This is a genomic window from Providencia sp. PROV003 (assembly GCF_045040775.1).
GTDB lineage: Bacteria > Pseudomonadota > Gammaproteobacteria > Enterobacterales > Enterobacteriaceae > Providencia > Providencia huashanensis.
The window spans coordinates 2,645,788-2,670,217 of sequence record NZ_CP096369.1; the positions used below are offsets into that span (position 1 = coordinate 2,645,788).

Annotated in this window: 24 protein-coding genes and 1 tRNA gene; 9 read left to right on the plus strand and 16 right to left on the minus strand. The window is 36.9% G+C overall.

The window, feature by feature from the left end:
- Positions 1-15: 15 nt before the first annotated feature.
- A complete protein-coding gene (locus tag M1F14_RS11970; protein ID WP_048607480.1) occupies positions 16-285 on the minus strand; it encodes a hypothetical protein in 270 nt (89 codons plus the stop codon).
- A 361-nt stretch (positions 286-646) separates the two neighbouring features.
- On the opposite strand from M1F14_RS11970, the gene M1F14_RS11975 reads away from it, so the two are divergent.
- On the plus strand, positions 647-1,189 hold the full coding sequence (locus M1F14_RS11975; RefSeq protein ID WP_042844397.1) for a DUF924 family protein: 543 nt from the start codon (positions 647-649) through the stop codon (positions 1,187-1,189).
- Positions 1,190-1,264: 75 nt separating this feature from the next.
- Here the strand turns inward: M1F14_RS11975 and M1F14_RS11980 are convergent, their stop codons facing one another.
- The 5 genes from M1F14_RS11980 to M1F14_RS12000 form a co-directional block, all read right to left on the minus strand.
- Positions 1,265-1,858 carry a molecular chaperone gene (locus M1F14_RS11980; protein ID WP_042844396.1) on the minus strand — a complete coding sequence of 198 codons (594 nt, stop codon included), beginning with the start codon at positions 1,856-1,858 and terminating at the stop codon, positions 1,265-1,267.
- 257 nt (positions 1,859-2,115) lie between these two features.
- Complete coding sequence (locus tag M1F14_RS11985) at positions 2,116-2,892, minus strand: DmsC/YnfH family molybdoenzyme membrane anchor subunit (protein WP_042844395.1); 777 nt, start codon at positions 2,890-2,892, stop codon at positions 2,116-2,118.
- A gap of 1 nt (position 2,893) precedes the next feature.
- Positions 2,894-3,511: a DMSO/selenate family reductase complex B subunit gene (locus M1F14_RS11990; protein WP_042844394.1), complete on the minus strand. Its 618-nt coding sequence runs from the start codon at positions 3,509-3,511 to the stop codon at positions 2,894-2,896.
- 11 nt (positions 3,512-3,522) lie between these two features.
- Entirely contained in the window at positions 3,523-5,952 is a 2,430-nt protein-coding gene (locus M1F14_RS11995) for a DMSO/selenate family reductase complex A subunit (protein WP_042844393.1), read from the minus strand.
- Between the two features lie 300 nt (positions 5,953-6,252).
- Positions 6,253-7,503 carry a mechanosensitive ion channel family protein gene (locus M1F14_RS12000; protein WP_042844392.1) on the minus strand — a complete coding sequence of 417 codons (1,251 nt, stop codon included), beginning with the start codon at positions 7,501-7,503 and terminating at the stop codon, positions 6,253-6,255.
- 331 nt (positions 7,504-7,834) lie between these two features.
- On the opposite strand from M1F14_RS12000, the gene M1F14_RS12005 reads away from it, so the two are divergent.
- Together M1F14_RS12005 and M1F14_RS12010 are read left to right on the plus strand one after the other, a co-directional pair.
- Entirely contained in the window at positions 7,835-8,359 is a 525-nt protein-coding gene (locus tag M1F14_RS12005) for an anti-virulence regulator CigR family protein (protein WP_048607476.1), read from the plus strand.
- Positions 8,360-8,798: 439 nt separating this feature from the next.
- Positions 8,799-9,647: a D-amino-acid transaminase gene (locus tag M1F14_RS12010; protein ID WP_181469341.1), complete on the plus strand. Its 849-nt coding sequence runs from the start codon at positions 8,799-8,801 to the stop codon at positions 9,645-9,647.
- A 26-nt stretch (positions 9,648-9,673) separates the two neighbouring features.
- On the opposite strand, the gene M1F14_RS12015 is transcribed toward M1F14_RS12010, so the two are convergent.
- From M1F14_RS12015 to M1F14_RS12025, 3 genes are all read right to left on the minus strand, one after another.
- Complete coding sequence (locus M1F14_RS12015; RefSeq protein ID WP_042844391.1) at positions 9,674-10,249, minus strand: cysteine hydrolase family protein; 576 nt, start codon at positions 10,247-10,249, stop codon at positions 9,674-9,676.
- A gap of 94 nt (positions 10,250-10,343) precedes the next feature.
- Complete coding sequence (locus M1F14_RS12020; RefSeq protein WP_181468572.1) at positions 10,344-11,705, minus strand: HAMP domain-containing sensor histidine kinase; 1,362 nt, start codon at positions 11,703-11,705, stop codon at positions 10,344-10,346.
- Positions 11,695-12,366: a response regulator gene (locus M1F14_RS12025; protein ID WP_042844387.1), complete on the minus strand. Its 672-nt coding sequence runs from the start codon at positions 12,364-12,366 to the stop codon at positions 11,695-11,697. The genes M1F14_RS12020 and M1F14_RS12025 overlap by 11 nt, the downstream gene beginning before the upstream one ends.
- 170 nt (positions 12,367-12,536) lie before the next feature.
- On the opposite strand from M1F14_RS12025, the gene M1F14_RS12030 reads away from it, so the two are divergent.
- A complete protein-coding gene (locus tag M1F14_RS12030) occupies positions 12,537-12,779 on the plus strand; it encodes a hypothetical protein (RefSeq protein ID WP_129466086.1) in 243 nt (80 codons plus the stop codon).
- Positions 12,780-12,983: 204 nt separating this feature from the next.
- On the opposite strand, the gene M1F14_RS12035 is transcribed toward M1F14_RS12030, so the two are convergent.
- Complete coding sequence (locus M1F14_RS12035) at positions 12,984-13,241, minus strand: DinI-like family protein (RefSeq protein WP_042844385.1); 258 nt, start codon at positions 13,239-13,241, stop codon at positions 12,984-12,986.
- A gap of 236 nt (positions 13,242-13,477) precedes the next feature.
- On the opposite strand from M1F14_RS12035, the gene M1F14_RS12040 reads away from it, so the two are divergent.
- On the plus strand, positions 13,478-14,011 hold the full coding sequence (locus tag M1F14_RS12040) for a GNAT family N-acetyltransferase (protein WP_042844384.1): 534 nt from the start codon (positions 13,478-13,480) through the stop codon (positions 14,009-14,011).
- A gap of 9 nt (positions 14,012-14,020) precedes the next feature.
- Here the strand turns inward: M1F14_RS12040 and M1F14_RS12045 are convergent, their stop codons facing one another.
- Positions 14,021-14,449: a GNAT family N-acetyltransferase gene (locus tag M1F14_RS12045; protein WP_042844383.1), complete on the minus strand. Its 429-nt coding sequence runs from the start codon at positions 14,447-14,449 to the stop codon at positions 14,021-14,023.
- Between the two features lie 525 nt (positions 14,450-14,974).
- Positions 14,975-15,499, minus strand: coding sequence for a hypothetical protein (locus M1F14_RS12050; protein ID WP_042844382.1), 525 nt, complete (start codon positions 15,497-15,499; stop codon positions 14,975-14,977).
- 398 nt (positions 15,500-15,897) lie between these two features.
- On the opposite strand from M1F14_RS12050, the gene M1F14_RS12055 reads away from it, so the two are divergent.
- On the plus strand, positions 15,898-16,230 hold the full coding sequence (locus tag M1F14_RS12055) for an MliC family protein (RefSeq protein WP_042844381.1): 333 nt from the start codon (positions 15,898-15,900) through the stop codon (positions 16,228-16,230).
- A gap of 234 nt (positions 16,231-16,464) precedes the next feature.
- Here M1F14_RS12055 and M1F14_RS12060 read toward each other — a convergent pair whose 3' ends face one another.
- A complete protein-coding gene (locus tag M1F14_RS12060; RefSeq protein ID WP_181468571.1) occupies positions 16,465-17,988 on the minus strand; it encodes a phosphoethanolamine transferase in 1,524 nt (507 codons plus the stop codon).
- Between the two features lie 606 nt (positions 17,989-18,594).
- Between M1F14_RS12060 and M1F14_RS12065 the strand changes: the two genes are divergently transcribed.
- Positions 18,595-18,903, plus strand: a complete 309-nt coding sequence (locus M1F14_RS12065; protein WP_052219272.1) for a hypothetical protein — start codon at positions 18,595-18,597, stop codon at positions 18,901-18,903.
- Between the two features lie 577 nt (positions 18,904-19,480).
- Positions 19,481-20,659: a hypothetical protein gene (locus tag M1F14_RS12070; protein WP_048607467.1), complete on the plus strand. Its 1,179-nt coding sequence runs from the start codon at positions 19,481-19,483 to the stop codon at positions 20,657-20,659.
- A gap of 412 nt (positions 20,660-21,071) precedes the next feature.
- Here the strand turns inward: M1F14_RS12070 and M1F14_RS12075 are convergent.
- From M1F14_RS12075 to M1F14_RS12085, 3 genes are all read right to left on the minus strand, one after another.
- Positions 21,072-21,148, minus strand: a tRNA-Pro gene (locus tag M1F14_RS12075).
- 73 nt (positions 21,149-21,221) lie between these two features.
- On the minus strand, positions 21,222-22,937 hold the full coding sequence (yejM, locus tag M1F14_RS12080) for an LPS biosynthesis-modulating metalloenzyme YejM (RefSeq protein WP_042843396.1): 1,716 nt from the start codon (positions 22,935-22,937) through the stop codon (positions 21,222-21,224).
- A 21-nt stretch (positions 22,938-22,958) separates the two neighbouring features.
- Positions 22,959-23,186, minus strand: a complete 228-nt coding sequence (locus M1F14_RS12085) for a YejL family protein (protein ID WP_004911940.1) — start codon at positions 23,184-23,186, stop codon at positions 22,959-22,961.
- Between the two features lie 242 nt (positions 23,187-23,428).
- Here M1F14_RS12085 and yejK point away from each other — a divergent pair, with 242 nt between their 5' ends.
- Positions 23,429-24,430 (plus strand): nucleoid-associated protein YejK, encoded by a 1,002-nt coding sequence (gene yejK / locus M1F14_RS12090; protein ID WP_181468570.1) that lies wholly within the window; start codon positions 23,429-23,431, stop codon positions 24,428-24,430.

The window sequence follows — 24,430 nt, forward strand, 5'->3', positions numbered from 1 at the left end:
GGAAAACGGCTCAAGCTAACGAGACTGGCGCTTAGGTAACGACCTTAATGGTGGGTGTGGTGCAGGAACCGCATGTTGTTCTTCAACGGCCATCTCTTCACTATCACGATAAACCTCACCGCAGAGAAAATAAAGGTTTGGTCGTTTTGATTCTAAGTATTTTTTTCGGCTGACACATTGCTCTTGTGTGAAAATGGTTTCAGTCACGGGCAATGCATCACATGAATCTGTGCCGCAAGGACTAACCCATAATGCCCAACCAATAAGTACCATATGTCCTGCCATTTACATTGCCTTCCTTAAATAAAACCAATATGAAACGCTGATGAGTTATTACGACTATTGAGTATCGGCGGCACCTGATTTACTCACACATTATAAGTGGAATTCTAACATTGAGTTAAATAAATGTATGTATTTAGACATGAAGAATGGCCATATTGACACTAAACAACAAATAGCCAGTGGTAAAAATAACGGTTACAAAATTCACGAGTAGTCAGTGCATGATTTTTTAGTGATAGCACGCAAAGAAACAAAATAATTATCTGCAAATAGCCATTTTTAGAGCTCAAGCCTATTAATTAAAGTGATTTTTAACTAGGATTTAAATAACCTCTATTAAGAAAAGTGATAGGAATAAATTATGAATACCATGGAAGACGTGCTTTCCTTTTGGTTTGAGGAATCTACGCCCAAACAGTGGTTTGAGAAAAGTGCTAAATTTGATTTGGCGATAGCACAGCGTTTTTCGCAAATCTGTGAGCGTGCAGCTAAAGGTGAGTTGGCTTATTGGCGAGCGTCTATACGGGGGCGGTTAGCGGAAATCATTGTGTTGGACCAATTTTCACGTAATTTATGGCGCGATACGCCAAGGTCTTTTGCTCAAGATGGTATGGCATTAGCTTTAGCTCAAGAGGCGATTAAACAGCATGATTATAATTTGCTGACCTTATCACAACGTAAGTTTATTTTGATGCCTTATATGCATTCGGAATCTAGCTTTATTCATTTGCAGGCTGTTGAATTATTTCGCATGTTAGGTGATGACGCGACTCTGGATTATGAAATGCGCCACAAGGCTATTGTTGATAAATTCGGGCGTTACCCGCATCGCAATAACATTTTAGGCCGGGTATCAACACCAGAAGAAGTTGCATTTTTACAAGAACCTAACTCTTCATTTTAGAGGCACTTGAATAAATGCATTGCTAAATGGGCCCCCAGCTATCTATTGAGAAGCTCATTTAGCAACATTAATTATTTAGCGAAATAATTCAACTTTCGCGGGGGATAACCCTAATTCTTGTTGTAGTGATTTTAAATATATCTCAGTGATTTGGGCTAGGCATGGATAGAACAGTGTTTCTGTTTTGGACTGCTGAACGAGAGCTAAGTAACGGTACGCCCAAGGTAATAAATGTTGCTCAAATAATACCGTGATTGCGGCTTCTTGCCCTTGTTCTGCTAAAGCTGAAATTGCCATCATCATTAAACCAAATTGGTCTTCAGGCTCACGGACCCCAGTGTCTGTCACTAACCCTTTGCTTTGTAAGAAATTACGATATTCTGCCGTTGATTCACCCATGACAGTATTGTCATGCTCTAAGTATACTGACCCCCATGGTGGAGCTGGCATACTACCTTGTCCTTCAAATAGGATTGAATAATCATAGCTAATTTCATCAGCTTGTATTGCTGATAATTTAGTGCAAAGTTCTTGTATTTGTTCTGCGTCTTGCCATGAATATAGGGTCGGGATTTCAGGTAACACGGGGAATAAGTTTTTTAAAGTTTCGGATTGGGGTGAATAATAGAAGCAAGCACCCAAAATGCGCAGTAATGTCGTATCAATCATTTTATATCCGTTAATTTATCCGTCATATTTTGAGCTACAGCAGTGTTGACTGCGCTCGTCTATTCAGGCCGCATACTAATGTATGCTTTCTCAGTTATATTCATTTGTCTCCTAGCTGTCATTCAAACTATTTAGGGTAAACGAGTTAAAGCAAAATATATCTGGCAGCTTGAATTTAGTCAGGGCAATGAAATTAAAGTAAAGAACCCCAAATGGGGTTCTTTGATAAACAACTATAACATAGTAACAACAATAGGTTACATGGTGATTTGCCACAAATTGTAGAACGCAATACGACCGGCAAGTTCAGCTAGTAATACTGCTGCTGCACAGGTGGCTAAAGTCGCTTTTGGTGCGCGTTGCTTTAAGGCCATACCAACGAAAGCCGCTAAGGCGATTGCCAGTACAACAACTTGAAATCCCCAAAAACCAGTTTGTTCACTACTCAGTGCCGGACCTGTTTCGGTTAAGAAAGCTTGGTAACTAGCTCGGCTTGCAAAAATAGCAAATGTACCGACCAGAAACGATGCAATACCTAAACCTCGAGCACCAATAACAATAGCTAACGCACCGCCACCGACTAACATGGTCATCCACATTTGTAAGGTGGTGTAGCCCGTATTCCAGTTAGCAATAGTTGCGATATTGTAGACTTGCGGGATTGACCAAACAAAAGCAAGCCCTGAGATCACCGCAGCAATATTTGCCAGCTCACGCAATAGCGTGTGCTTGAAAAATAAGGTGAAAAACAGTGTTGCGGCAGCACAACCAACAAAAACGCCACTTAAGAAGGCTTCATTACTCATTGGTGAGCGACCAACGCCAAGCAGCATATTGAAGAAACGTAGGGGTTGCCCTACGTGTAACCCACCGATACCTAAGCCGATGATCATGATGATAAAGGCAATAATATTGGCTGTTTTTAATTGGTTATCGTCAATCGAACCCATTTTACGGCTTAAATAAGCAAGCAAGAAAAGCCCAGCGGCTGATTGTCCTAAGACAGTGAAAAAAACCAGTGGTAATTCATGCATTTTACACCTCCGCAGGGTTTTTTAGTTCGCCACTTTTATCGCCAAATGGCTTCGCATCTTTATGTGGCTTAATGACAATATTTGGGTTTGTTAGGCTAGGATCTGGCATTGGAGCAATACCACATTCAGTGCCATGTAGTTCACGTAGAACATTAATATCATCAAAATCTAAAGCACGCTGTGGGCAAGACTCAACACAAACGGGTTTCATTCCTTGTGCCACTCGTTCATAACATCCGTCACACTTGCTCATCAATTTTTTCTTTTCATCAAATTGCGGTGCACCATATGGACATCGCAATTCACAGTAGCGGCAACCAACACAAATTGATTGGTCAACAACGACTAAACCATCTTCTTCCCGTTTATGCATGGCGCCTGTTGGGCAACCCGCGACACACGTTGGGTTTGAGCAATGGTTACATGAAATAGAAAGATAGTAATTGAAAACGTTTTGCTGCCATATACCATCTTGTTTTTGCCAACTACCACCACCAAACTCATAAACACGACGGAATTTGGGGCCTAAATCTAAATCTTTTTCATCCTTACAACTGACTTGGCAAGTTTTACAGCCAGTACATTTTGTGGAGTCAAAGTAAAAGCCATATTGTTTCATCATTTAACTCCTTAAGCGCGTTTAACTTCAACAAGGTTGGTATGTTGTGGCGTTCCTTTTGCAAGTGGCGAAGGAACATGTGAGGTTAGCGTGTTGATACAACCGCCTATATCTAACCCCTCATTATTGAGAGCTCGCCATGCACCTTGTGGAACAGCGATAACACCGGGTAATACACGCTCTGTAACTTTCACTTTGATTTGAATACGACCACGGTCATTAAAAATTTCAGCAATATCACCATTGTTCAATCCACGTTGTTGTGCATCGATTGGGTTAAGCCAAAATTGGTGAGGAATCGCTTCACGCAGCATGGCAACGTTATAATAAGACGAATGCACATGGCCTTTATCGTGGAAGCCAGTCATTAATAACGTATGTTTTTGTTGCGCTGCTTGTGCTTCAACGCCTTCTTTATTCACACAATATTCTGGAATTGCAGGAATACGCTGACCTTCTGGTAATTCCCAGTTTTTCACACGTTCAGCTAATTGTTCCGAGTAGATTTCGACTTTACCTGACGGTGTTTTCAACGGGTTGTTTATTGGGTCTTCACGGAATTTCTGTAGTGCGACATTTTCTGCACTATTCAGGAATTTACGGTCGATGATACCCGCACCATCGGTTTCACTGAACTCAGGTAAATGCGGCATTTTTTCACGCGTTTTGTTATAGCAGAACTCAATCCACTGTGCGTATGTACGCCCTTCGGTAAATTGTTCTTTAACGCCCATTTTTTCAGCAATTTCAGCTAGGACATCATAGTTAGGGCGGTTTTCCCATAGTGGCTCAATTGCATTTTGTAGGCGAACTAAGTAATGGTAGGCCCCACTTGCATAGGAGTTATTAATCAAATCGTTAGTTTCAACGGTTGTTACATCCGGTAATAGCAAGTCTGCATATTTTGCTGATGGGGTGTCATGGTTATCCCAAACTAAAATGAATTCACATTTTGATTCATCTGCAAGAATTTCATGGGTTTTGTTTAAATCACCATGTTGGTTACCAATCACATTACTTGAGTAACACCACATAAACTTGATGTCGTTATTTAATTTATCGACACCTTTGATACCTGCGTTTTCAGCCGTAAGCTCTTTACCCCTTACAATGGCTTCAGACCACATATAAGTTGGGATCAGTGCCTTGACTGGGTTAGGTAAGCCAAAACCCGCTACAGGATATGCATAGCTATTACCCCATAAACCAGTATTGGTACCTGCACGACCGATATTGCCAGACATTAGCGGTAACATCATAATTGAGCGACAGGCTTGCTCACCATTTTCGGTGCGTTGTAAGCCCCAACCTTGTGAAATCCATGCGTGATTAGCATTACCAATTTCGCGAGCAAGTTGTTTTATCCGCGCGACTGAAATTCCAGTCAGTTTGCTCGCCCATTCTGGCGTTTTAGCTATTCCGTCAGGGCCATTACCTAAAATATAATCTTTGTAAGATGCATTGCGTGGCGCAGAAGCGGGTAATGTAGATTCATCCCAGCCAACACAGTATTTATTTAGGAACTCTTCATCCGTTAGCCCTTCTTGGATCATTACATAGCCCAATGAAGCAACTAATGCCGCATCAGTCCCCGGGTAAATAGGGACCCATTCTGCGCCTAGTGTTGTCACACTATCGGTGCGGCGAGGGTCAATAATAATCACTTTTGCTTTGCTTTTGTCCAAGGCATTTAGCGTTTCATAGAATTGACCACCACCTGACATACGAGTTTCTGCAAGGTTATGACCAAACATGACAACTAAATCTGAGTTTTGGATCTCAGATAAATAAGACTCTTCAATGCCGCCATACACATAAGGAGTAATTTCCATTAATTGAGCGTATGAATAAGTCCCATAGTCACCTAAGAAGCCACCCGTTAAACTTAATAAACGTTTACACGCTGCACGCCCGTGCAAGTTCGCCCCTGTAGAGCCGGAGCCATACTGATAATAGATGGCATCACTACCATACTTATCAATGGTATATTTCAACTTCTCAGCGATGATGGTAGTGGCTTCATCCCATGTGATTTTTTTGAATTTCCCTTCACCACGTTTACCAACGCGTACCATTGGGTATTTTAAACGATCAGGGTTATAGGTTTTCCAACGAACTGAGCGACCGCGTAAGCATGGACGAATTTGGTGTTCGCCTAAAGTAGAGTCGTCATACATGGTCTCATTTGAGATACGGCTGATAACACCATCTTTAACATGAACCTTTAATGGACAACGGCTACCACAGTTAACTAAGCATGCGCTATAGCTGATTTTTTCGCTGACTTCGTCAGGCATAATTGCTGGTGCTTTTGCTTGTGCAGCAAAGGGAAGGGTGATTGAGCCAGCAACTGCGGCGACACCCGCAACTGTTGCAGAGGTTTGTATAAACTCCCTCCTGCTCAGTTCTCCAAATTGAGTATTTTTTTTAATTTTATGCATTGACATTGCCTATATGTAAATAACAACATTACTATCTTGTTTTATATGTTAAAAAAAGTTTCTGCTGAGTTACATGACTTACATCAATGTTACCCCTGATAAGTAAAATGTATTTATATAATTTATAAGGCTTTTTTCTGTCAAGAAGAGGGTGGTAGTTCTGTTTTAATTAACTATCGCTATATTTGATTTTATATAATGGTAGGAGGGGAAAGCAGGCAAAAGAGGGATTTCTCCCTCTTTAAATTACTACTTTAGTTGTAGATAAATAAGAAATATTAACTAATCACTAAGTGTTAACTATTTTTCTGTAGATTTACCTATCATTCTAACATCATTTCCGGTAGGTGATTGATGTACCGCTAAATTAAACTGTGGCAGGATAGAAAATATATGGTCAAAGATATCGGACTGAATTCGTTCATACTCGACCCATACCGTTGTATTGGTAAATGCATATATTTCTATTGGTACACCATTTGAATCTGACTCAAGTTGCCTAACCATAATCGTCATATTTTTATGAATATTCGGATGGGATTTCAAATAGGCTTCAATATAAGCACGGAAAGTCCCAATATTGGTTAACTTACGTTGGTTCAATGGGATAGCTTTATCATCAGGAATATTAGAATTATAAATTTGAATTTCTGATATCTTTTTATCGAGATAAGGTTCAAGTAAATTGGCTTTAATGAACAGCTCTGTTTCATCAGGTTGTAAAAAATGCACGCTGTTGGCATCTAATCGGACACTACGCTTAATACGGCGGCCACCTGAATCTGTCATTCCTTTCCAGTTTTTGAACGAATCGGAAATGAGAGCATAAGTTGGGATTGTTGTAACGGTATTATCCCAGTTTTGTACTTTCACAGTCGTTAAACCAATATCGATGACTGCACCATCAGCGCCATATTTAGGCATTTCTAACCAATCACCAATGTTCACCATATTATTGGCTGAAAGTTGGATCCCTGCGACTAAACCCATTATAGGGTCTTTAAAGACTAACATCATGACCGCAGTCATTGCCCCAAGGCCACTTAAAATAATTAGCGGAGATTTGCCAATTAATAGGGCGATGATCATGATACCAATTAGAATAGAAGCAATTAGCTTAATACTTTGGAATATGCCCCGAAGTGGCAGGTGGGCAGTTCTTGCAGCCCGCTGCAATACACCGAGGATAATATCAAGAATAGAGTAAAGCGTTAATAAACCAAATAATAAACACCACGCCTGTGAACCGACTTTAAGAACAGCTTGTGCCGTTGAACCAGGATGCAACCATAAAGTTGCTTGGATATTGACGACCACCCCTTGAATAACAAACGCAAAGCGATTGAAAAGGTTATGTTGAGTAATTAAGTGAGGCCAACTACCTGCAAATTTTTGCCCACGCTTTTCTAACCGTGGAAGTAATAGCTTATGCAAGATAAGGTGTAATACACAGGCAACTATGAGAATTAACCCGAGCACCATGAGTAAAGAGGCGAGGTTAGCATAATCTTGGTTGAATTGACGTACCCAGTCTAGCAGTTGCTGCTGCATGTTTTCTCCTTTTATGTCGTTCTGAGATATGTTCCGCTATAAATTCTTTTTTAATCGATAAACCTTATCATATGTATAGTAAAATTTCATCATTGGTAATATTAAACACTGTCCTAATTTTCATAAGTAGTATTAAGTATGAGTAAATGTATTACTGAATATAAGGGCTAAAGGGCATCAATTATAAATGAAGGTATTCTGTAAGTTAGGTGAATGGATAACATTTACATAACATTACTTACGATAAGCATTATCTGATTGTGGTGGTTCATTACTAAGCATAATGTTCTATAAATTACACGACGTAGGTCTAATTCTGTAGGAGCTTGTTATGAACACATTTAAATTGAAAAAATCGGCATGTTTGTTTCTCTTGCAGTTCATCTTATTGCCTGCGGTCTTTATTACGCCATTAGCAGCTAACTCATCCCCGAATGGTAATCAGGGACAAGGGAATGGTAATCATGGCGCCGGAAATGGCAAGGGACATCAGAAAATCCATGGTAATAATAAAGGGGCTCATGTCCAAGCAAAAAATAATGCTAAATCCAATAAATATTATGACAAGCAAAGAAATGCTAATGTTAATTTTACCGTGAGTTTTGGTAACGTTAGGCCTTTAGCAATTGAATATGGTTTAACCGGATATCAAGGTTTACCACCGGGTATTGCTAAACAAGTTAGTCGGGGGAAACCACTTCCTCCAGGTATTGCTAAGAAATCACTACCAGCGGGTTTCACCTCTCAATTACCAGTGTATGTAGGTTATGAATGGAAAATAAGTGGAAGAGACTTGCTTCTTGTTGCGGTTGGAACAGCAATAGTTGCGGAAGTTATTGAAAATGTTTTTGAATAAAAAAAACGACCTTGATTTCAAGGTCGTTATGCAAAAACTATGCAAATTAACGCTAATGATGAGGTAAATAAACGGTTCGGTTGATTAAAAAATAAGTTACATAAAACGTTTTGACAGCAATTCAACAACTTCTTGTACACTACTGATAAATTCTTTAATGCTATTCATCATTGACTCCGAATATGAAAATGTGATCCAGATCACTTAAGGCTATTTTAGCTTTCAGTGTGTTAATGTCAAGGTGATACATAAAATATATTTTAATTTTTAAATATATTTTTAAGCTGAAATGGCGTAAATGGGTTCAAGTGTATTTGCCTGCAAACCTACGAGAAATAATCATACAAAAATGAAATATGTGAAGGGATAAAAAGCATTAATTTCAATATGGTGTATGGTTAATCTTATAAAAGATAAAAGTTGATTGATAAAGGAATCTATCTCAATGATTACTTATGTTAACGGTCAGTTCTTACCTGAAGAACAAGCGTCTGTATCGGTTTTTGACCGGGGGTTTCTCTTCGCAGATGCCGTGTATGAAGTGACGGCCATTATCAATGGTAAGCTAATTGATTTTGAACATCACATGGCTCGTTTACAGCGTTCATGCAAGGAGCTACAACTTTTAATGCCTTGTAGCGTAGCGGAGTTAAAACAGATTCATTTGCAGTTAATTCAACAAAATAGCTTACAAGAAGGGCTTATTTATTTACAACTGACTCGTGGTAATGCAAAAGTACGTGATTTTTTATATCCAGAGACAGGTATTAAGCCAACCTTAGTATTATTCGCACAACAGATGAATATTATTGATAGCGTAAAAGCTAAGACTGGAATTAAAGTGGTCACAGTGGAAGATATTCGTTGGCAACGTTGTGATATTAAAACGGTTTCATTGCTTGCGGCGTCAATGGCAAAAGAATTTGCTAGGCAGCAAGGCGCTGATGATGCTGTTTTTATTAAAGATGGTTATATTACAGAAGGAAGTTCTAGTAATTGTTTTATTGTGAATCGTGATAATCAACTACAAACTCGAGGCTTGAGTAATATAATTTTACCTGGAATTACTCGCCGGGCTGTTATTGAACTTGCTGGGGAGCAGGGAATAGAGCTTATTGAAAAGGCTTTTACACTAGATGATATGTTAGCAGCAAAAGAGGTATTTATTACTTCAGCGACAACATTAGTTTGGCCTATTGTAAAAGTAAACAATCAAGTTATTGGTAAAGGTGAGCCGGGAGAAATTGCAATCCGGCTACGTGAAATTTACCTACAAAAAACCCAATAAAATAAGCAGATATGGAGGTGGATTGATTATTTTATTTGCATAAATTCTTTAACAGAAGAAATCGATATCAATCCTTCTAATGCCTCAAGACTTTGCTCATGAAGCTCAGGTGTTGGGGCTGCGCATAAGTCTTCTAAAACTGTGACATAGTAACCTAAGTCATGAGCTTGTCTGGCACTACTTTGAATCGCTTTTACTGTACTGACTCCGCCAATAAATAGCTGTGTAATGTTATTATCCGTTAGCCATTTATTTAGCTGGTTACCAGCAAATGCGGATACACCTTTTTTAATCATTACTAGGTCGCGAAAATGAACTTCTAAGTCATTTACCCAATTACAGCCATTTTCACTTAATTTTAGAGCGCCTATGTTTTTAGCGTGCTGAAACATGGGGGAGCCGGCAGGTATATCATGGTAATTATCCGCAAAGCCAACTTTAACCCAAATAATCGGGATATTATGATTACGTGCATGGTTTGCTGCTTGGTTTGCTTTTTCGACTATTTTACGAGATTGAGTTTGTTGATAACTTGAGTTAGATAAGCCATTTTTACCAATTATTTCTTCGATAAGATCAATAATTATTAATGCATTGGACATTATTGCCTCTTTATATTGTAAGTATATTAACTTAAAGAGGCTATTGTAAAGGTTAAGTAGAAGCTATGCTGTTAAGTCAATAACATAATTGGATTTAGGGTAAGTCAATAATAAACCCGATACCCTTATCTTCTAATCCATCCGTCACTCTAATCACTGCGCCTATTTTTGTTGCTAAGTTATGGGCTATGGATAAGCCTAACCCACTCCCAGTTTCCATTGTTCCCGGTACTCGATAGAAACGGGAAAAAATAAGCTGTCGACTTTCTTCGGGAATGCCGCGTCCATTATCTTGAACTAAAATAGTGGCACCAAAGGGAGTAAGGTCTTTTAGGGTAACTTTTATTTTCCCATCTTTAGGACAATATTTAATCGCATTTTCAATCAGGTTAGTAAAAATATTACTCAAAGCAAGCTTGTCGGTGAGTATATTAAAGGAATCAGAGCTTTGAAGCTCGACATCAATATTTTTGTTAATAGCATAAGGTACATGAGTGGCAATTAAGTTACTGATGAGCATAGGTAGGTCGATATTTTCTTTATTTAATAAGAAATCCTCAGTCTCTAAACGGGCAAGGTCAATTAGTTGATGGGAAAGTGACGCTGCACGATTTAATGTTTCTTGCATGTCATTAATAATTTCTTCTTTTTCTTTCGGATGGTCGATCTGCATTAATAAGTGTAATTGGGCGATAACGGCTGCAATCGGAGTACGCAATTCATGAGCAGCATCTGCCATAAAGCGTTTTTCTCGTTGGTTTGCGGCATCAACACGTGCCATTAAATTATTAATAGCAGCAATAATAGGGCGAATTTCTTTGTATTGTTCTTTGGTTTCTATCGGCGTTAAATTACCGGGCTGACGGCTAGAAATAAGTTTTGCGGATTGCCTTAAAGGACGCAGGCTAAAATATGCGGTAATTAACATAGCAAGTAGCATGATCCCTAAAATAAAAGCGAGTGGAATAGCCGTGCCTTCAGCAGGAGTACCTAACAAAGATTTTCTATCACTATAAGATTCAGCAATGACGATTTCAAACGTGTTATTTTTATTCCATGCAGAGGTAAAATGCCAATCTTTATGTAAAGCCGTTAGTTCGGCTACTGATTTAAGAGATGGGACAAGCAGTTTATCGTTATTGCGATAATAAACATTTCCTTGTTTATCCCTTACTAACATGAATGGGCGATAGCTTATATCATCCCCATTTTCCATGGCTTCCATATATAAGGCTTGTAAGCTATCAGCTATTTCATTGAATTGTTCAGGGTCATCGGAAACCACGCTGAGTGTTCTAGCGAAACCTTGTGTAATTATATTTTGTTGTTCATTTAATTCGTCATGAATAGCTGGCCAATAATAAAATTGTAACCAGCCAACTAATAACAACCATAAAAAAATGACAGAGGTAATTTGTAAACCGAATGTATAAATAAAAAATGATTTAACCTTCATGGCTGTACTTCTTTTTTAATAAGTAACCAATACCTCGGATAGTAATAATACGCTCTTTTCCTATTTTACGGCGCAGATTATGAATATGAACCTCTAAGGAGTTGCTTTCTATATCATCTACACCAAATAGACGTTGCTCTAAGTCGACTTTTCTAACAACGTTATCGGCATTTCTTATTAATTCATACAATAGTAAATATTCTTTACCAGATAGAAAAAGTAATTGACCATTAAGTGAAACTTGGTGATTAACTGGATTTAATTGTAGGTTATCTAATTGCCATATTTCAGACGAAAACCCAGCCATACGGCGGCTAACTGCTTTAACTCGAGAAATAAGCTCTGGCATTGCAAATGGTTTCGTCAAAAAATCGTCTGCACCTGAATCTAAACTGGAAACCAAATTATCCATTTGATTTCTAGCCGTTAGAATAATAATTGGGATAGATTCCCCCGCATTACGCCATGCAATTAACTCCTGATGACCATCACCATCTGGCAAGCCTAAATCTAATAACATCAAATCAAAATTCCGAGAAGCGAGTTGTTGCTTTGCATCAGCCAGTAGTCGTACCCAACATGGATTGAATCCAGCAAGTTCCAGCCCTCGGCAAAGCGCCTTCCCCAGTTGGAGATCGTCTTCTACTAAAAGGATATTCATTTTATCACCTCTGCTTACAAGTATAAGCATTCAAACACTGACAAACAACATATCTAACTCTTGGCTTAACTAGATTTAAGCTTATCTTAAGGATAGTTTAACCGCTCTTTAAGGTATAAAAAAATAGTCTGTTTATGATTATCCTACATACTAAGAATAAGGGCATTAAAATGAAAAAAACCTTATATGGAGTAGCAATATTCATTGTAATTATCCTGATAACATTGACTTTTATTACTAAAGATTATAATAAAATGCCAGTTGTAAGTATTTCAAATCTAGCGATAAGTGAGATCTCAACTTGTACAGAACTAAAAAAATGTATTTCTCAAATTAAGATTGCAGATAATAAAAAAGATAAAACAAGTTTATTAAAAGTTATTAAGGATTTTTTAAGGAAAAAAATTTACTAATAAATGAATGTGATTACGGTATGAATGGGGCTCATGCTAAATACTGGGATAGGGCGTTATAACTTAATTGGAATATAGGCAAAAAGTAGGTTAACAGGCCAATGATTGGGGTAAATAGCTTAACAAGCTTTAGTACGAATTTTAGCTTTATAAAAATAAAGGAATGAGTTAGTAGTAAACAGCATTCCTTTATTTAGGTACCGATTATTCTGTAATTTCTTCGGGAACCCAGCCGTCATCCATCCAAATTTCCTCCAATATTTCTTCAATACGAGTTTTATCCTCCGATATTTTTGTACCTGAAATATTTACACGTTGTTGAGAGCTAAAGCCAACTCGAGTGACCATATCTGGGTACTGATTCTGTAGTTTACGTAAGATCTCAGACTCAAGAGCATGTAAAACAGTTGAACTTGGTTTCTGTGGTGCATTTTTATCAAATAACACTTCAATCCGTAACATAATGACCTCTAGTAAGGACTGTATTAATATACAGTATTTTTAAATGTATCAGTGTGAAAAGTCAATATCGATAAGTAAATATTTTATTGGTAAAAATAGAGTCAGAATAATATTAATATAAAACAAAAAGTTAATGTTACTTCTTTCGCTGCTTAGGGCAATAAACGGGTTGTCAGGCAACAAAAAATCCGTATTCTTAAGAAAAAACAGGGTTTATTAAAGTGAGTTTAGTCTAAATGTTACGATCTAGCCGTATGTCGAGGGAAAATATTGAGGAAATAAATGCCATTAATCAACTTTATGATAAGGCATTTCCTTTGTACGAACAGAGAAGTTATCAAGGGCGTAAAGCAGTATTAGGCCAAGATGACTATTACTTATATTACTTTGCTAATAGCTCTATTTTTGTTGGTTTTATAGGTTGCTGGAAAATTAATGATTATTTCTATATTGAGCACTTTGCTATTTCCGCAGAATTAAGAGGGCAAGGATATGGTCAAAAAGTATTGAAACAATTTTGCGGGAATGTAGGTAAAGTTATTCTTGAAATTGACCCTGTAATTGATGAGATAAGCAAAAAAAGGCTCAAATTTTATCAACATTGCGGGTTTCAACGAAATCGATACTCGCATACTCATCCAAGCTATTACCCAGAAAATAAGCCTCATCAGCTCGAAGTATTAAGTTATCCTAGCGCCATTTGTGATGACGCATATCAGCTTTTTGCTCATCAGTTACAACAGAGGATTATGGATAATTCGTTGTTATAATAAGGGTACCTAGATAGTTTTAACTCGGTTATAGTAGTAAATGAGTTCTGGGTCATTATCGTCTAGGTTATCAATATAGCCGCTAGGAACAAAGCCAGTTTTCTCAAGGAGCTTTTGTGTAGCCAGATTTGACTGATTAGTCGATGTGAAAATTTTATCCGTTTTGCTTTGCTCTTTTAATTTATTAATCAGTATGTGACCAAAGCCTTGACGCCGATATTTGTTATTTACCATTAATAATTCAATAAAACCATGTGAATAAAAATGATGGGTTAATACACCATAAGCCAATATTTCATCATTTGCTTCTAATACAAAACACGCATTTTGCTTTACCCACTGCGTGATTTCCAGCAGTCTTTCTGGTGTTGCTACAGTATCAATAAGAAAAATAGCGCTCACATCATGAGATGTGGTTAATCTGAAATTTATATTCATTAGCTATTGTGAGCCTGCCTTTGTGTAAATGGAATCACAGTTTAGTCTTTAGTCCCATGAAATCAATAAGTTGTTATCAATCTATAGAATTATTGTTTTTGGTGACAAGACCGATTATATGATTAAAATAGCAAATAAACACGGCTATAACTATGAGTATTGAAAGCTATAGCGGGTATTAATATCCCCTGATTAACTCACCAACATATGAATCAATAGCGGATTCGATACGCCAACGCTTTATGGATATGTTCCCAAAATATCTATCGATAAGATTGATTTTTAACATTTTTCTCTCACCTTGATCTTGTTTTTAGTACTGTTCTAATTATTTTCACTGTATCGGCTATTGTTAAGTTTAAATACTTACTGTATTTGTATTAATAAAATCTAATATGGTTAAAAACAATATTACAAGATAAGGGGGCTGACAGATGATTAAACTGGAAATAAAACAATAAAAACGCGCCTTATACAATGTAGACCGTTTTTATTGTGAGAGTAAAAAAACAAGGAATAAATCAGTTATTTTACAGGTGGTACTTTTACATCTAGGTCATATAGCCTTAGTATTGAAGGAGCATCATCTACTTCTGAAAACTTAAGCTTCACTTTAGATGCCGCTCTTTTGGGAATACTAATATCACTTTGAACCCCATTTAAATAAGATGTAAACCCATCTTGGTCTAAGATATAAATGTTATTTTTATCATCAAAATTTGTTAAGCGAATTGCTGACTCTGATTTATTTTTTATAGCTAATGTCAGCAGATACTCAGTATCAGCAGTTTTTTCAGATTTTAATACTTTTATCTCAGTGTATTTATTCAGGTTTTCCAAGTCGTAAATGATAATAGCACCATCAACGCTGCTCCCAGAAGCTCTCCCTTCATCAATACCTTCCTTGAATCCGGATAGTGCATCTTTACTTGAACTTGTTATTGATGATGTTATTGATTTCATGCCATCTTTAATGAGGCTAGTGTCATTGTTACTATCAGAGAGAGCGTATGTGGATATAAGTAAAAACATATATGCTAATTTTTTCATTGGTACCCCAAAAAGTTTTTTCAAATTATAGCAATAGCATATGATAAATATATTATGTAATGAGTAGTCTTATTCTTAGATTAATCAGTTGAACAGTCAGCTGTTTTTGAAATGCTCGCATTTTTTCGACACATTGGTTTATTATGTTGGATATTCAAGTTCCTACACCTAGTCACATTTAAATAAGCGGAGCTATGTAGAATTTAAAAAGATGCTCACCTAACTAATTAGTCTGAACTTACTAAACCACTAAGGTATTTTTTGTTCTTTTGGGGGGCTTGATTCTGAATATCGAATATAATGCAGATCTTTGGTTACGGAATTGTCTTATTATTTTACTCAATATAGGAGTTTAAAATCATTAACGGATTTAATACTTTTATATGATGGAGCATTACATGAGTAAAATTAAATTTATCCCTGCTATTATTTTAGCTTCTATTTTCATGGCACAGCCTGCACTGGCCGCTAAAACAGATACTTATAACTGTGAAGGTCAGAAAATTAAAGCGTCATTCCCAAATGATAAAATCGCAGTAATCTTATATTCCGGTGAAATTATAGTCTTGAATGAGGCACCAAGTGCAAGTGGTGCAAGATATACGGGTGAAAGCTTTCAATTGTGGTCTAAAGGTAAGAATGAATTTAATTTAGCAACCATATCAGAGGATGATATTGTAAACGGAAAAACCTCTGACGATAAAGGCCGTACGTGTAAATTGGTTAAATAAATTCAATTACTTTATCAATAACCTTAGTAATAAGGACTACTCTATTAAGAGCCCCCAATTACTGGGGGCTTTATTCGATCGTGTAAAATCTTACCTGTCTATAGACCTAATTGAAAAGTATTCTAAACTAGCCTAGTCAAGGCGAAAATTTCACGTTTTGAAGCACTAGGGTTACCCAGCCGACTAGGCGTTGAACTCATCGACTAAAAACATAAACTAATGGCTACGAATATTTTAGTGATACTGGTATGGGTATTTTATATCATCATTTGGTAGTTTATTAAAATCAATAATGTGTTGATCAAAATCGATCACATTACTTTGCCCTTTGCAATCATTATTGGATAGCATTTTACATGTGGGTTTTATATTATTAGCATTAATACCCAACCACTCTGCAAATAATTGAAATAAATTAAGCCCATTTCTTTGTACTGATATTATTTCACGGTCAACAGAATTAGAAGATGTAATAAATAAAGGGACTTCAAAATTTTGTTTACGTTTATCACCATGAATTAAATCTTGTTGATTATCAATAAAAGACAGACCGTGATCTGCAAAATAGAGCATAGACCACGAGTTTTTGCTCTTTAATAATTCTGAATATATCTGAGACAGTAGTAGATCAGTGTTTTTTATACTTTGTACGTAGCAAGATAAATCTTTGCTTTTATAAAACTGCTGATATGAATTTGAAATTCTCGCACAAAATGGTGAATGGCTACCAATCAAATGGATCACAATCAGTTTTTTCTGTGTGGGGTTATCTAAGGAATGTATAAACTTATCAATAACAGGTCCATCCTCAGATGATACATTTGTAGCAATATTTGATTTTCCGCCTACAAAGTAAGTTTGTTCTGCTCTCTTTGCTATAGTTGCAACAGGGCCATCGTGTTTTCCACTTTGTCCTTGTCTAGAAATCCAAGTGGTATAAAACCCAGCCTTATTTGCTAGTGTAATAATATTATTGGGCATTTTGGGATATATTGAAAGACTTCTCGATAACGAGAGATTTGTAGAACCAGCGGCAGAAATATAGTTATTAAAAAATACACCGTTAATGCTATCCATAAAAGGAGTATTGTTGATTGGGAAACCATAATTATGCATAAAGTCACGGCGAACGCTTTCACCAATAATGATAACATAAGTATCATACGGATTGTTTGCACTAACATTGCTAAAAGAGTCATTTCCTTCGATAGATTTTTTTTCTTTTGCTAAGTAATCTAAATAATATAAACTTTCAGTGAAAAACCGAATTTCAGGCAACCCTGATGTTAAAACCAGTTTAATACTATTATTATAAACCGCTTTAACGGGCTGTATTATCGTTATAATTACAAAAATTGATAATGATATAATATTTGTTATTTTCTTTGTATTTAGCTTAAGTTGACATATTAGTATGCCAAAGACAAGAATAAGTACAGATAGGATATAATATTTTAAATTTATATTAGTGATGAAGCCCTTAGCTTCTTCAGTATTTGTATAATAGAAAGATGAAAAAATATTATAATCAGGAGGTCCGTAAAGTACACCAACAGGAAAGTATAAACATGCAATGAAAGAATAGAACAATATGATAGCTATATATAGTTTACGATACTGATTCAGGTATACCATCAGCCCAGTAATTGCGATGACGTAAAATGGCTTAAAATGATAACCCATAGAATAATGTATAATTGAAAAAAATGTAAATAAAACTAATATGCTTAATACCGTTTTACTTTTTAAAAATGACATTGTTTTGCTCATTAATCGTTCAACTAAATAGTAACAGTATTTGTAGTTTATATATCTACATTTATAAAAATAATAAGTAACCTACTATAGTGTAAATTATAAACTGTTCAGTGTTACTTATGTTAGCAAATAAAGTAGCTAGCTAAAAGTGATAAGTTATATTACAGATAAATTTGTCACTTTTGGTGCCTTATCATAATGTTTATCTTATGCTCTCTTATCTCTTTTTAAAGCTGTTGACTTGAAATGACAAGCAAATCTAAAAATGACTTTTAATCAAAGTTATATATAAATCAGCACTATTTATGTGTTATGTGATGGTCAGTACCGGTGAGTATATCTATATACTAGAGATATACTGAGGCTGAGAGTATTCAGAGATGGAAAGGAAATTGCCACTTTATCAGCTAAAATAAATATTGAAGTGGTTTTACTAGGATTTACCATTAGTAAACTTTAGGAATAAGGAGATAACTATAACTAATTGGTTTATATATAAAAAATATTATGATAGGGGGTGAACCTTAACACTTTAAACTCGTTAATTCGTTTTTTATCGCTAAAGGTAAATCAATACTAATTCTTAATGATAATTAAAAATTAGAAGTGACAAATTGGATTGAATCACAAGAAGGCGTGAAACTGCTGGTGGGTCCAATTGAGAATGAACATTACCGTACAACAAGCGCAATTATCTATCGCCACTTTGAGTGGCTTGATAACAAAATGAACGTAGGCACACCCGAGTCTGATATCACTCACCCTTCTGATGACTTATTAATGACGATATCTGTGTGCTACTTATTGAACGGTAGGGAAGGTGTTGGTGAGTTGAATGCGAAAGATAGAAAAGTTGCCACTGAACTAGGACAAGAAGAATCTGAACATGTGGAGGAAATAGTAAAAAAGCCATAGAAGCTCAAAAGTGGTTTACTGAGTTTGGGCGCTACAAGGCGGTAAAGCCAAGTGGAAGAGAATATAATTAGAGCTTCCCGATATTCCGGTCCTTAAATTTAATGGTGCTACTAACGAGCTTTTAATTACCTACAGTGTTATTAGTCGCAACTGTCGACATGCTGTAATGACCGCCTGCCTATACCTTTATCCCTCTGAGATATCGATCATTATCTTTGTTAAAGCTTACCGCGATAAGTTGTAGAGAGTTTTATGTGGCTATTTTTCACTTGATGAGCAATTCCGTGAAGAATAGTTGAAAGAGCAGGAAATGAAGGGGAAAAATAGGGCACAGGCTCTAGGGTTATTGTGTATGGGCGGTGTTTTGGTGTTATACAGGCCGGTCTTTAAGTGATTTTTCAATGTTGTTATTTATAGTGTATGTACTATTTTTAATTATTATCTTGGTGTTTAACTCTGTTATAACGCATGATTGGTGTAATTTTTTGTTGTAACTTATGTGGTTATTTCATGCTCAAATAGGAAAAGAGCCATATAATTAATAAAACGTGAAATTATTAAAAATAATAGGTCATCTATGAATAAGTGTATAAATGGTTTGTTGTCGGCGGTGGCATTAATACTAGGAGGAATTATAGCTACTTCTCATGCTAATGATTTACGTGTACCTGTGGGAGCAATCGGGTATTTAGGTGAGGTTTCCCCACCTGTGCGTACTGTTTATTTTGAACAGGTTTTAAATAACAGTGATATACTTCCAAATTTCCCATTTATTGAGTTGATTACATGGAAGTGGAGGGAAGGTCCTGATTCAGCATTTGCCTACTATCCTCAAGAAGGAGCCTATGGGATCTCGTTATTTAATGAATTTGATGAGAGCAACCGTATAATATTATTGATAAATGGGGTGTTTTCCACTACATACGCTAGATATAATATTCCTTATGATTGGAGTTCAGGAGTGCGCTGGGAAACTGCATCGTTTTCATTAAGGCATTCTAAAATAAGCTCATCAAAAGGTATGTACCATGTGCCGTACGGTATAAACTATAGTGGTTATTTTGATTTTGGGCTCGAACCTAAGTCAGGTACACCTGGAGTTTTATATACTACTTTTACTCACCCCGCTAAATTTACAGGTGTTATAACAAGTTATTCAGCATATGCTCCACAGCCCTTAAAAAAAGGGCGCTACCTTGCAGATGATACTATTATGATGGCCCACCGAAATAGGTATGGAGATGGATACCCTAAAGATAAATCTGAAGCGGTATTTATTGGTGAGCATCAGTACATGGGGATATTTGTTGTTGATACATGTAAAGTATCCGCAATAACAAACACGAAGATTGATTTCGGGGTACAGTTAGCGGGGACTTATCCAAGTCCTAAGAATTTAGCTAATGCTCTTGCTCAGGTTAATGTTAATTGTCCAGATACTGGTAAGTATTTGATCTCTATTAAGCCAAACAATGCTCTAGTGGATGGAAATTATACTGGAATGGTGCTGGACCCGTTAGATGGAAATTCAGATGATTTGCCTTATATAGCCACATCGATTGATGCGACTGCTAAAGGTGATGAAGTTTGTATTGCTGACTCTTCTCAAGCCATTAATTATACAAAAAGTAAGCAGGTTTATAGCTCCGTTGGGGGAAATTTTATCCAAGGGTTAAACTTTGCTTTATGCGTTAATGGAAAAATAGCTCCAGGAAAATACCGCGGTAGCTTAGATGTCAATTTTCTGGTTGAATAATACAGTTTCTGTATAGCTTATATTCCGTATTAGGCCGCTTATGCGGCCTTTTTGTTCACTTCAATTTGTACTCTTGCTAACCTAATACTCAGTGGGAATCTATCACTTCTAGGCTTGTAATCTTAATACGCTTCTTAATTGGGGATTTTGGCTTTATTTTGGTCTTTACGGTTAGTTACCATGAATTAAAACCAGCAGGGGAACGTGAAGCAAATCTTATTAAGTACTTTTTTGTATTAGGTTCATTCCTATCAATGTCTGCAAATAAACACTAATACGCCAGCTTGAGTGGTTGGGGCACTTTGATATTGAAATAGAAACTATTGCGATGGAGTTTTACCCCCATTTTACCCCGCTTAAAATTTAGGCATAAAAAAACCAACCTTAAGCGGTTGGTTTCTCTATAAAAAGTTGGTCGGCATGATAGGATTTGAACCTACGACCCCCGACACCCCATGACGGTGCGCTACCAAGCTGCGCTACATGCCGAACTTTGTTTTATACTACTCAATTTGTCTCTAAAAGCAATAGACTAATGATACGACTGATTGATATTTAAGCATTAATTCTCATTAAAACGCTTTAATTCTGTGAAAATTTTCAACAGCTCAGCCAAATCTGGTTTTTCGTCTTTTTCGATAGCCCCTTGTTTATCGTAGATATTAAACTGACCATTATGATCCATATAGAGCGTGGCGGTATCGGTAGTAATAACGACATCATCATTGTCACCAGTGATCACCCATGGATAAACGCGTTGATTACTAAACAAATCCTCACCCTGACTATAATCATCAGGCGGGTTGTTTACATGTAATAAACGCTGCATTAACGTGGTCATTACATCTTGATGGCTTGTAAGCTTATCAATCTGTTGAGCGGGTGTATTTGGCCAATAAATAAATAATGGCACTTGCATTTTGTCACGATTGAAGCGTTTATTATTCAACCATTCATTTTCTGCTTTTCCATTGTTATTGTAATTTGCAGTCACGATAACAATGGTATTTTGTAAGCGACCATCACGTTTTAATGTAGCCATCACACTGTTAATTTGTTCATTGGTTTTTGCGCTACCAGGGGCCCCTTTAATATTAAGGAAAGAGAACCAAGGGGAATCGTGTTTCAAATTACTTAGCCAGTGATTCCATTGTGAGATGGTTAAATTGTCGTTATCTGCAGTTTTTGCAGGTAACGAGTAGTCAGATAAAATAGCTTGCCTAAATAAAGGTGAATTGAATCCATCGGTCGAGAATAAACCAAATTGATAACCTTGGTGTTGCAGAGCCGAAATTAAAGCGGATGGGTGCCTACCGTTTAAAATGTTATCAAAATAAGTTGATGATATTCCATAGAATAAGCCAAATAATGCGGTATCGTTACGCAAACCCGTTGTATAGTGGTTGGTAAATTGCGTACTAATCTCTTTAAACGCATTAAGTGAATTCATTGAATCCTGCTGGGACTTGTCCCCGAGGTCATCAATCACTAACAACAATAAGTTATAGCCAGCACCTTGGTCATAGTAACTTAACGGTTTTAGTGGGTAGTTTAGTTTCAATGCCGTAGGGCTACCTTGTTGGAATACGCGGTTTTGATGTTCGGTTAAGTTTAATAAACCATACTTATCAAGTAGCTTACGTGCCGTCATTGGTTGCGATAATGGGTAATTATAACGTTGCATAGTAATAGGGCGATAAAAGTTGGCATCAGCCCAAGCATACATAAGGTGTGACATAATAAAAGTCACAATAAAAATACTCGCAAGCGGCTTACCAAAAGTTTGCCGGTTTAGGCTACGAAGTTTTTGCCAGCTCCAAGTGGCAAATAGCATCTCAAGTAGAAAGATAATAGGGATGCTAATAAACATTAACTGCCATTCACGGGCCATCTCCCCCTTGGTTGGGTTGATGACGAGATCCCAAACTTGTGGTGTTAGGTGAAGACCGAACTGACTAAAAACACGTATATCAAAAATTAACAGTGTCATCCCTGCTGTCGCAAGGGCAACACAAAGTAGCCTCAGTAGCCTCTGAGACATCACAATAAAGGTCAGTGGAAAAATAATGAGTAGGTAAGCGGCAAAGACCACAAAACTAAAATGACCTAACCAACTGACGAAAGCATAAACACGACCAGTTAAGGTATCTGGCCAATCAAAAATAAACAGATAGCTACTGCTTAGTACAAGACTAAGCAGTATATTGAATAGTGCAAACCAGTGTCCCCAACCAATCATGGCAGAGACTTTGTCACGGTAGCGCAGGTGGGTGACCATACTGTTTATTTCATTAATCAATTAGTGTGATTGATCTTCTTTAACAGAAGAAAGTAATGCGTTTGCAAAGGATTCTGCAATCATTTTACGTTGCGCTGGCGCAACAGAAGTATTGAGCAGATTCGTTACCATATTACCTAACACCATAAGGGAAAGGTCAACAGGTGTATGGTTTTTTTCTAACACACTCACGAGGTCAGAAAGTAAACCTTCAACTTTTTCATCACTATAGCGAGATGATTGTGGCATAAATTGAGACATCCTAAATTAATGAAAGCTCCATATCATAGCGTATAGCTGCTGTTTTTTCTTCTTTCTTCGCAACAAATTTTCGTTTAAGTGATAATAATGTTTATTCAGATTCGTAAAGTGCGTATTAGTTCAGCATTTTGAGGTTGAAAAAAGAACAAATGATAGTTTCTATTGCAGAGTGATAATATCAGTGTTTGAATACGCGCGACAATATTTCTGCTATAAAAAAGGAGCCAACAATGAGTCTGGAAATTACCCAGATAGCTTTACATCAGTTGATTAAGCGAGATGAACAAACCCTTGAGGTGATGTTACGGGATTCTTTATTAACAGCGGATGATGTCGTACAGGACATGATGGCAGAATTACACCGAGTCTATAGTGCAAAAAGTAAAGCATTCGGTGAGTTTAATGAAGAAAGTGAACTGGCTGATGCTTTAAAGTTACTGCGTAAAGGTGAAGAAGAGTTTTTAGGTTTCAGCCGTGCGATGACGGTACGTTTAAAGGATGAACTCGCTAAATACCCCTTTGCTGAAGGGGGGATCGTTCTTTTCTGTCAGTATCGCTACCTTGCTGTTGAATATCTTTTGATTTCAGTTTTGAGTAGTTGCGATAGCATGTTTGTCACGGACACTTTAGATTTAGGAACGACACATTATTTAGATATACCTCATGCGGATATTGTCGCTCGTATTGATTTAACCGAGTGGGAAACAAACCCTGAATCAAAACGTTATTTAACCTTTTTAAAAGGGCGGGTAGGGCGTAAAGTCTCTGATTTCTTTATGGATTTCTTGGCGGCTTCTGAAGGGTTAAACGCAAAAGTACAAAATAAGGGGTTAGTTCAAGCGTTAGATGATTTTTGTGACAATGCTCAAATGGATAAAAATACGCGCCAAGCGTACCGCCAGCAAGTCCATAGTTATTGCACTGAACAACTTCAATCAGGCGAGGAAATTGAATTGCAGGCATTGGCAAAAGAGTTGCCAATGGTGGAAGAGCAAAGCTTTGATGATTTCGCACGTCAAAATGATTATCAACTAGAAGAAAGTTTTCCTGCTGATAGAGGAACACTAAAGCAACTGACCAAATTTTCAGGAAGTGGAGGGGGGATCACTATCAGTTTCGATGCTATGTTGATGGGGGAGCGTATTTTTTGGGACCCAGTAACTGATACATTAACTATTCGTGGTACCCCACCTAATTTGCGTGACCAGTTACAACGACGTGGTGGTAAGTAA

Bases quoted from the DNA above. Each gene is read 5' to 3' on its own strand.
- M1F14_RS11970 (WP_048607480.1), bottom strand. From the start codon at position 285: ATGGCAGGACATATGGTACTTATTGGTTGGGCATTATGGGTTAGTCCT.
- M1F14_RS11975 (WP_042844397.1), top strand. From the start codon at position 647: ATGAATACCATGGAAGACGTGCTTTCCTTTTGGTTTGAGGAATCTACG.
- M1F14_RS11980 (WP_042844396.1), bottom strand. From the start codon at position 1,858: ATGATTGATACGACATTACTGCGCATTTTGGGTGCTTGCTTCTATTAT.
- M1F14_RS11985 (WP_042844395.1), bottom strand. From the start codon at position 2,892: ATGCATGAATTACCACTGGTTTTTTTCACTGTCTTAGGACAATCAGCC.
- M1F14_RS11990 (WP_042844394.1), bottom strand. From the start codon at position 3,511: ATGAAACAATATGGCTTTTACTTTGACTCCACAAAATGTACTGGCTGT.
- M1F14_RS11995 (WP_042844393.1), bottom strand. From the start codon at position 5,952: ATGCATAAAATTAAAAAAAATACTCAATTTGGAGAACTGAGCAGGAGG.
- M1F14_RS12000 (WP_042844392.1), bottom strand. From the start codon at position 7,503: ATGCAGCAGCAACTGCTAGACTGGGTACGTCAATTCAACCAAGATTAT.
- M1F14_RS12005 (WP_048607476.1), top strand. From the start codon at position 7,835: ATGAACACATTTAAATTGAAAAAATCGGCATGTTTGTTTCTCTTGCAG.
- M1F14_RS12015 (WP_042844391.1), bottom strand. From the start codon at position 10,249: ATGTCCAATGCATTAATAATTATTGATCTTATCGAAGAAATAATTGGT.
- M1F14_RS12020 (WP_181468572.1), bottom strand. From the start codon at position 11,705: ATGAAGGTTAAATCATTTTTTATTTATACATTCGGTTTACAAATTACC.
- M1F14_RS12025 (WP_042844387.1), bottom strand. From the start codon at position 12,366: ATGAATATCCTTTTAGTAGAAGACGATCTCCAACTGGGGAAGGCGCTT.
- M1F14_RS12030 (WP_129466086.1), top strand. From the start codon at position 12,537: ATGAAAAAAACCTTATATGGAGTAGCAATATTCATTGTAATTATCCTG.
- M1F14_RS12035 (WP_042844385.1), bottom strand. From the start codon at position 13,241: ATGTTACGGATTGAAGTGTTATTTGATAAAAATGCACCACAGAAACCA.
- M1F14_RS12040 (WP_042844384.1), top strand. From the start codon at position 13,478: ATGTTACGATCTAGCCGTATGTCGAGGGAAAATATTGAGGAAATAAAT.
- M1F14_RS12045 (WP_042844383.1), bottom strand. From the start codon at position 14,449: ATGAATATAAATTTCAGATTAACCACATCTCATGATGTGAGCGCTATT.
- M1F14_RS12050 (WP_042844382.1), bottom strand. From the start codon at position 15,499: ATGAAAAAATTAGCATATATGTTTTTACTTATATCCACATACGCTCTC.
- M1F14_RS12055 (WP_042844381.1), top strand. From the start codon at position 15,898: ATGAGTAAAATTAAATTTATCCCTGCTATTATTTTAGCTTCTATTTTC.
- M1F14_RS12060 (WP_181468571.1), bottom strand. From the start codon at position 17,988: ATGTCATTTTTAAAAAGTAAAACGGTATTAAGCATATTAGTTTTATTT.
- M1F14_RS12070 (WP_048607467.1), top strand. From the start codon at position 19,481: ATGAATAAGTGTATAAATGGTTTGTTGTCGGCGGTGGCATTAATACTA.
- yejM (WP_042843396.1), bottom strand. From the start codon at position 22,937: ATGGTCACCCACCTGCGCTACCGTGACAAAGTCTCTGCCATGATTGGT.
- M1F14_RS12085 (WP_004911940.1), bottom strand. From the start codon at position 23,186: ATGCCACAATCATCTCGCTATAGTGATGAAAAAGTTGAAGGTTTACTT.
- yejK (WP_181468570.1), top strand. From the start codon at position 23,429: ATGAGTCTGGAAATTACCCAGATAGCTTTACATCAGTTGATTAAGCGA.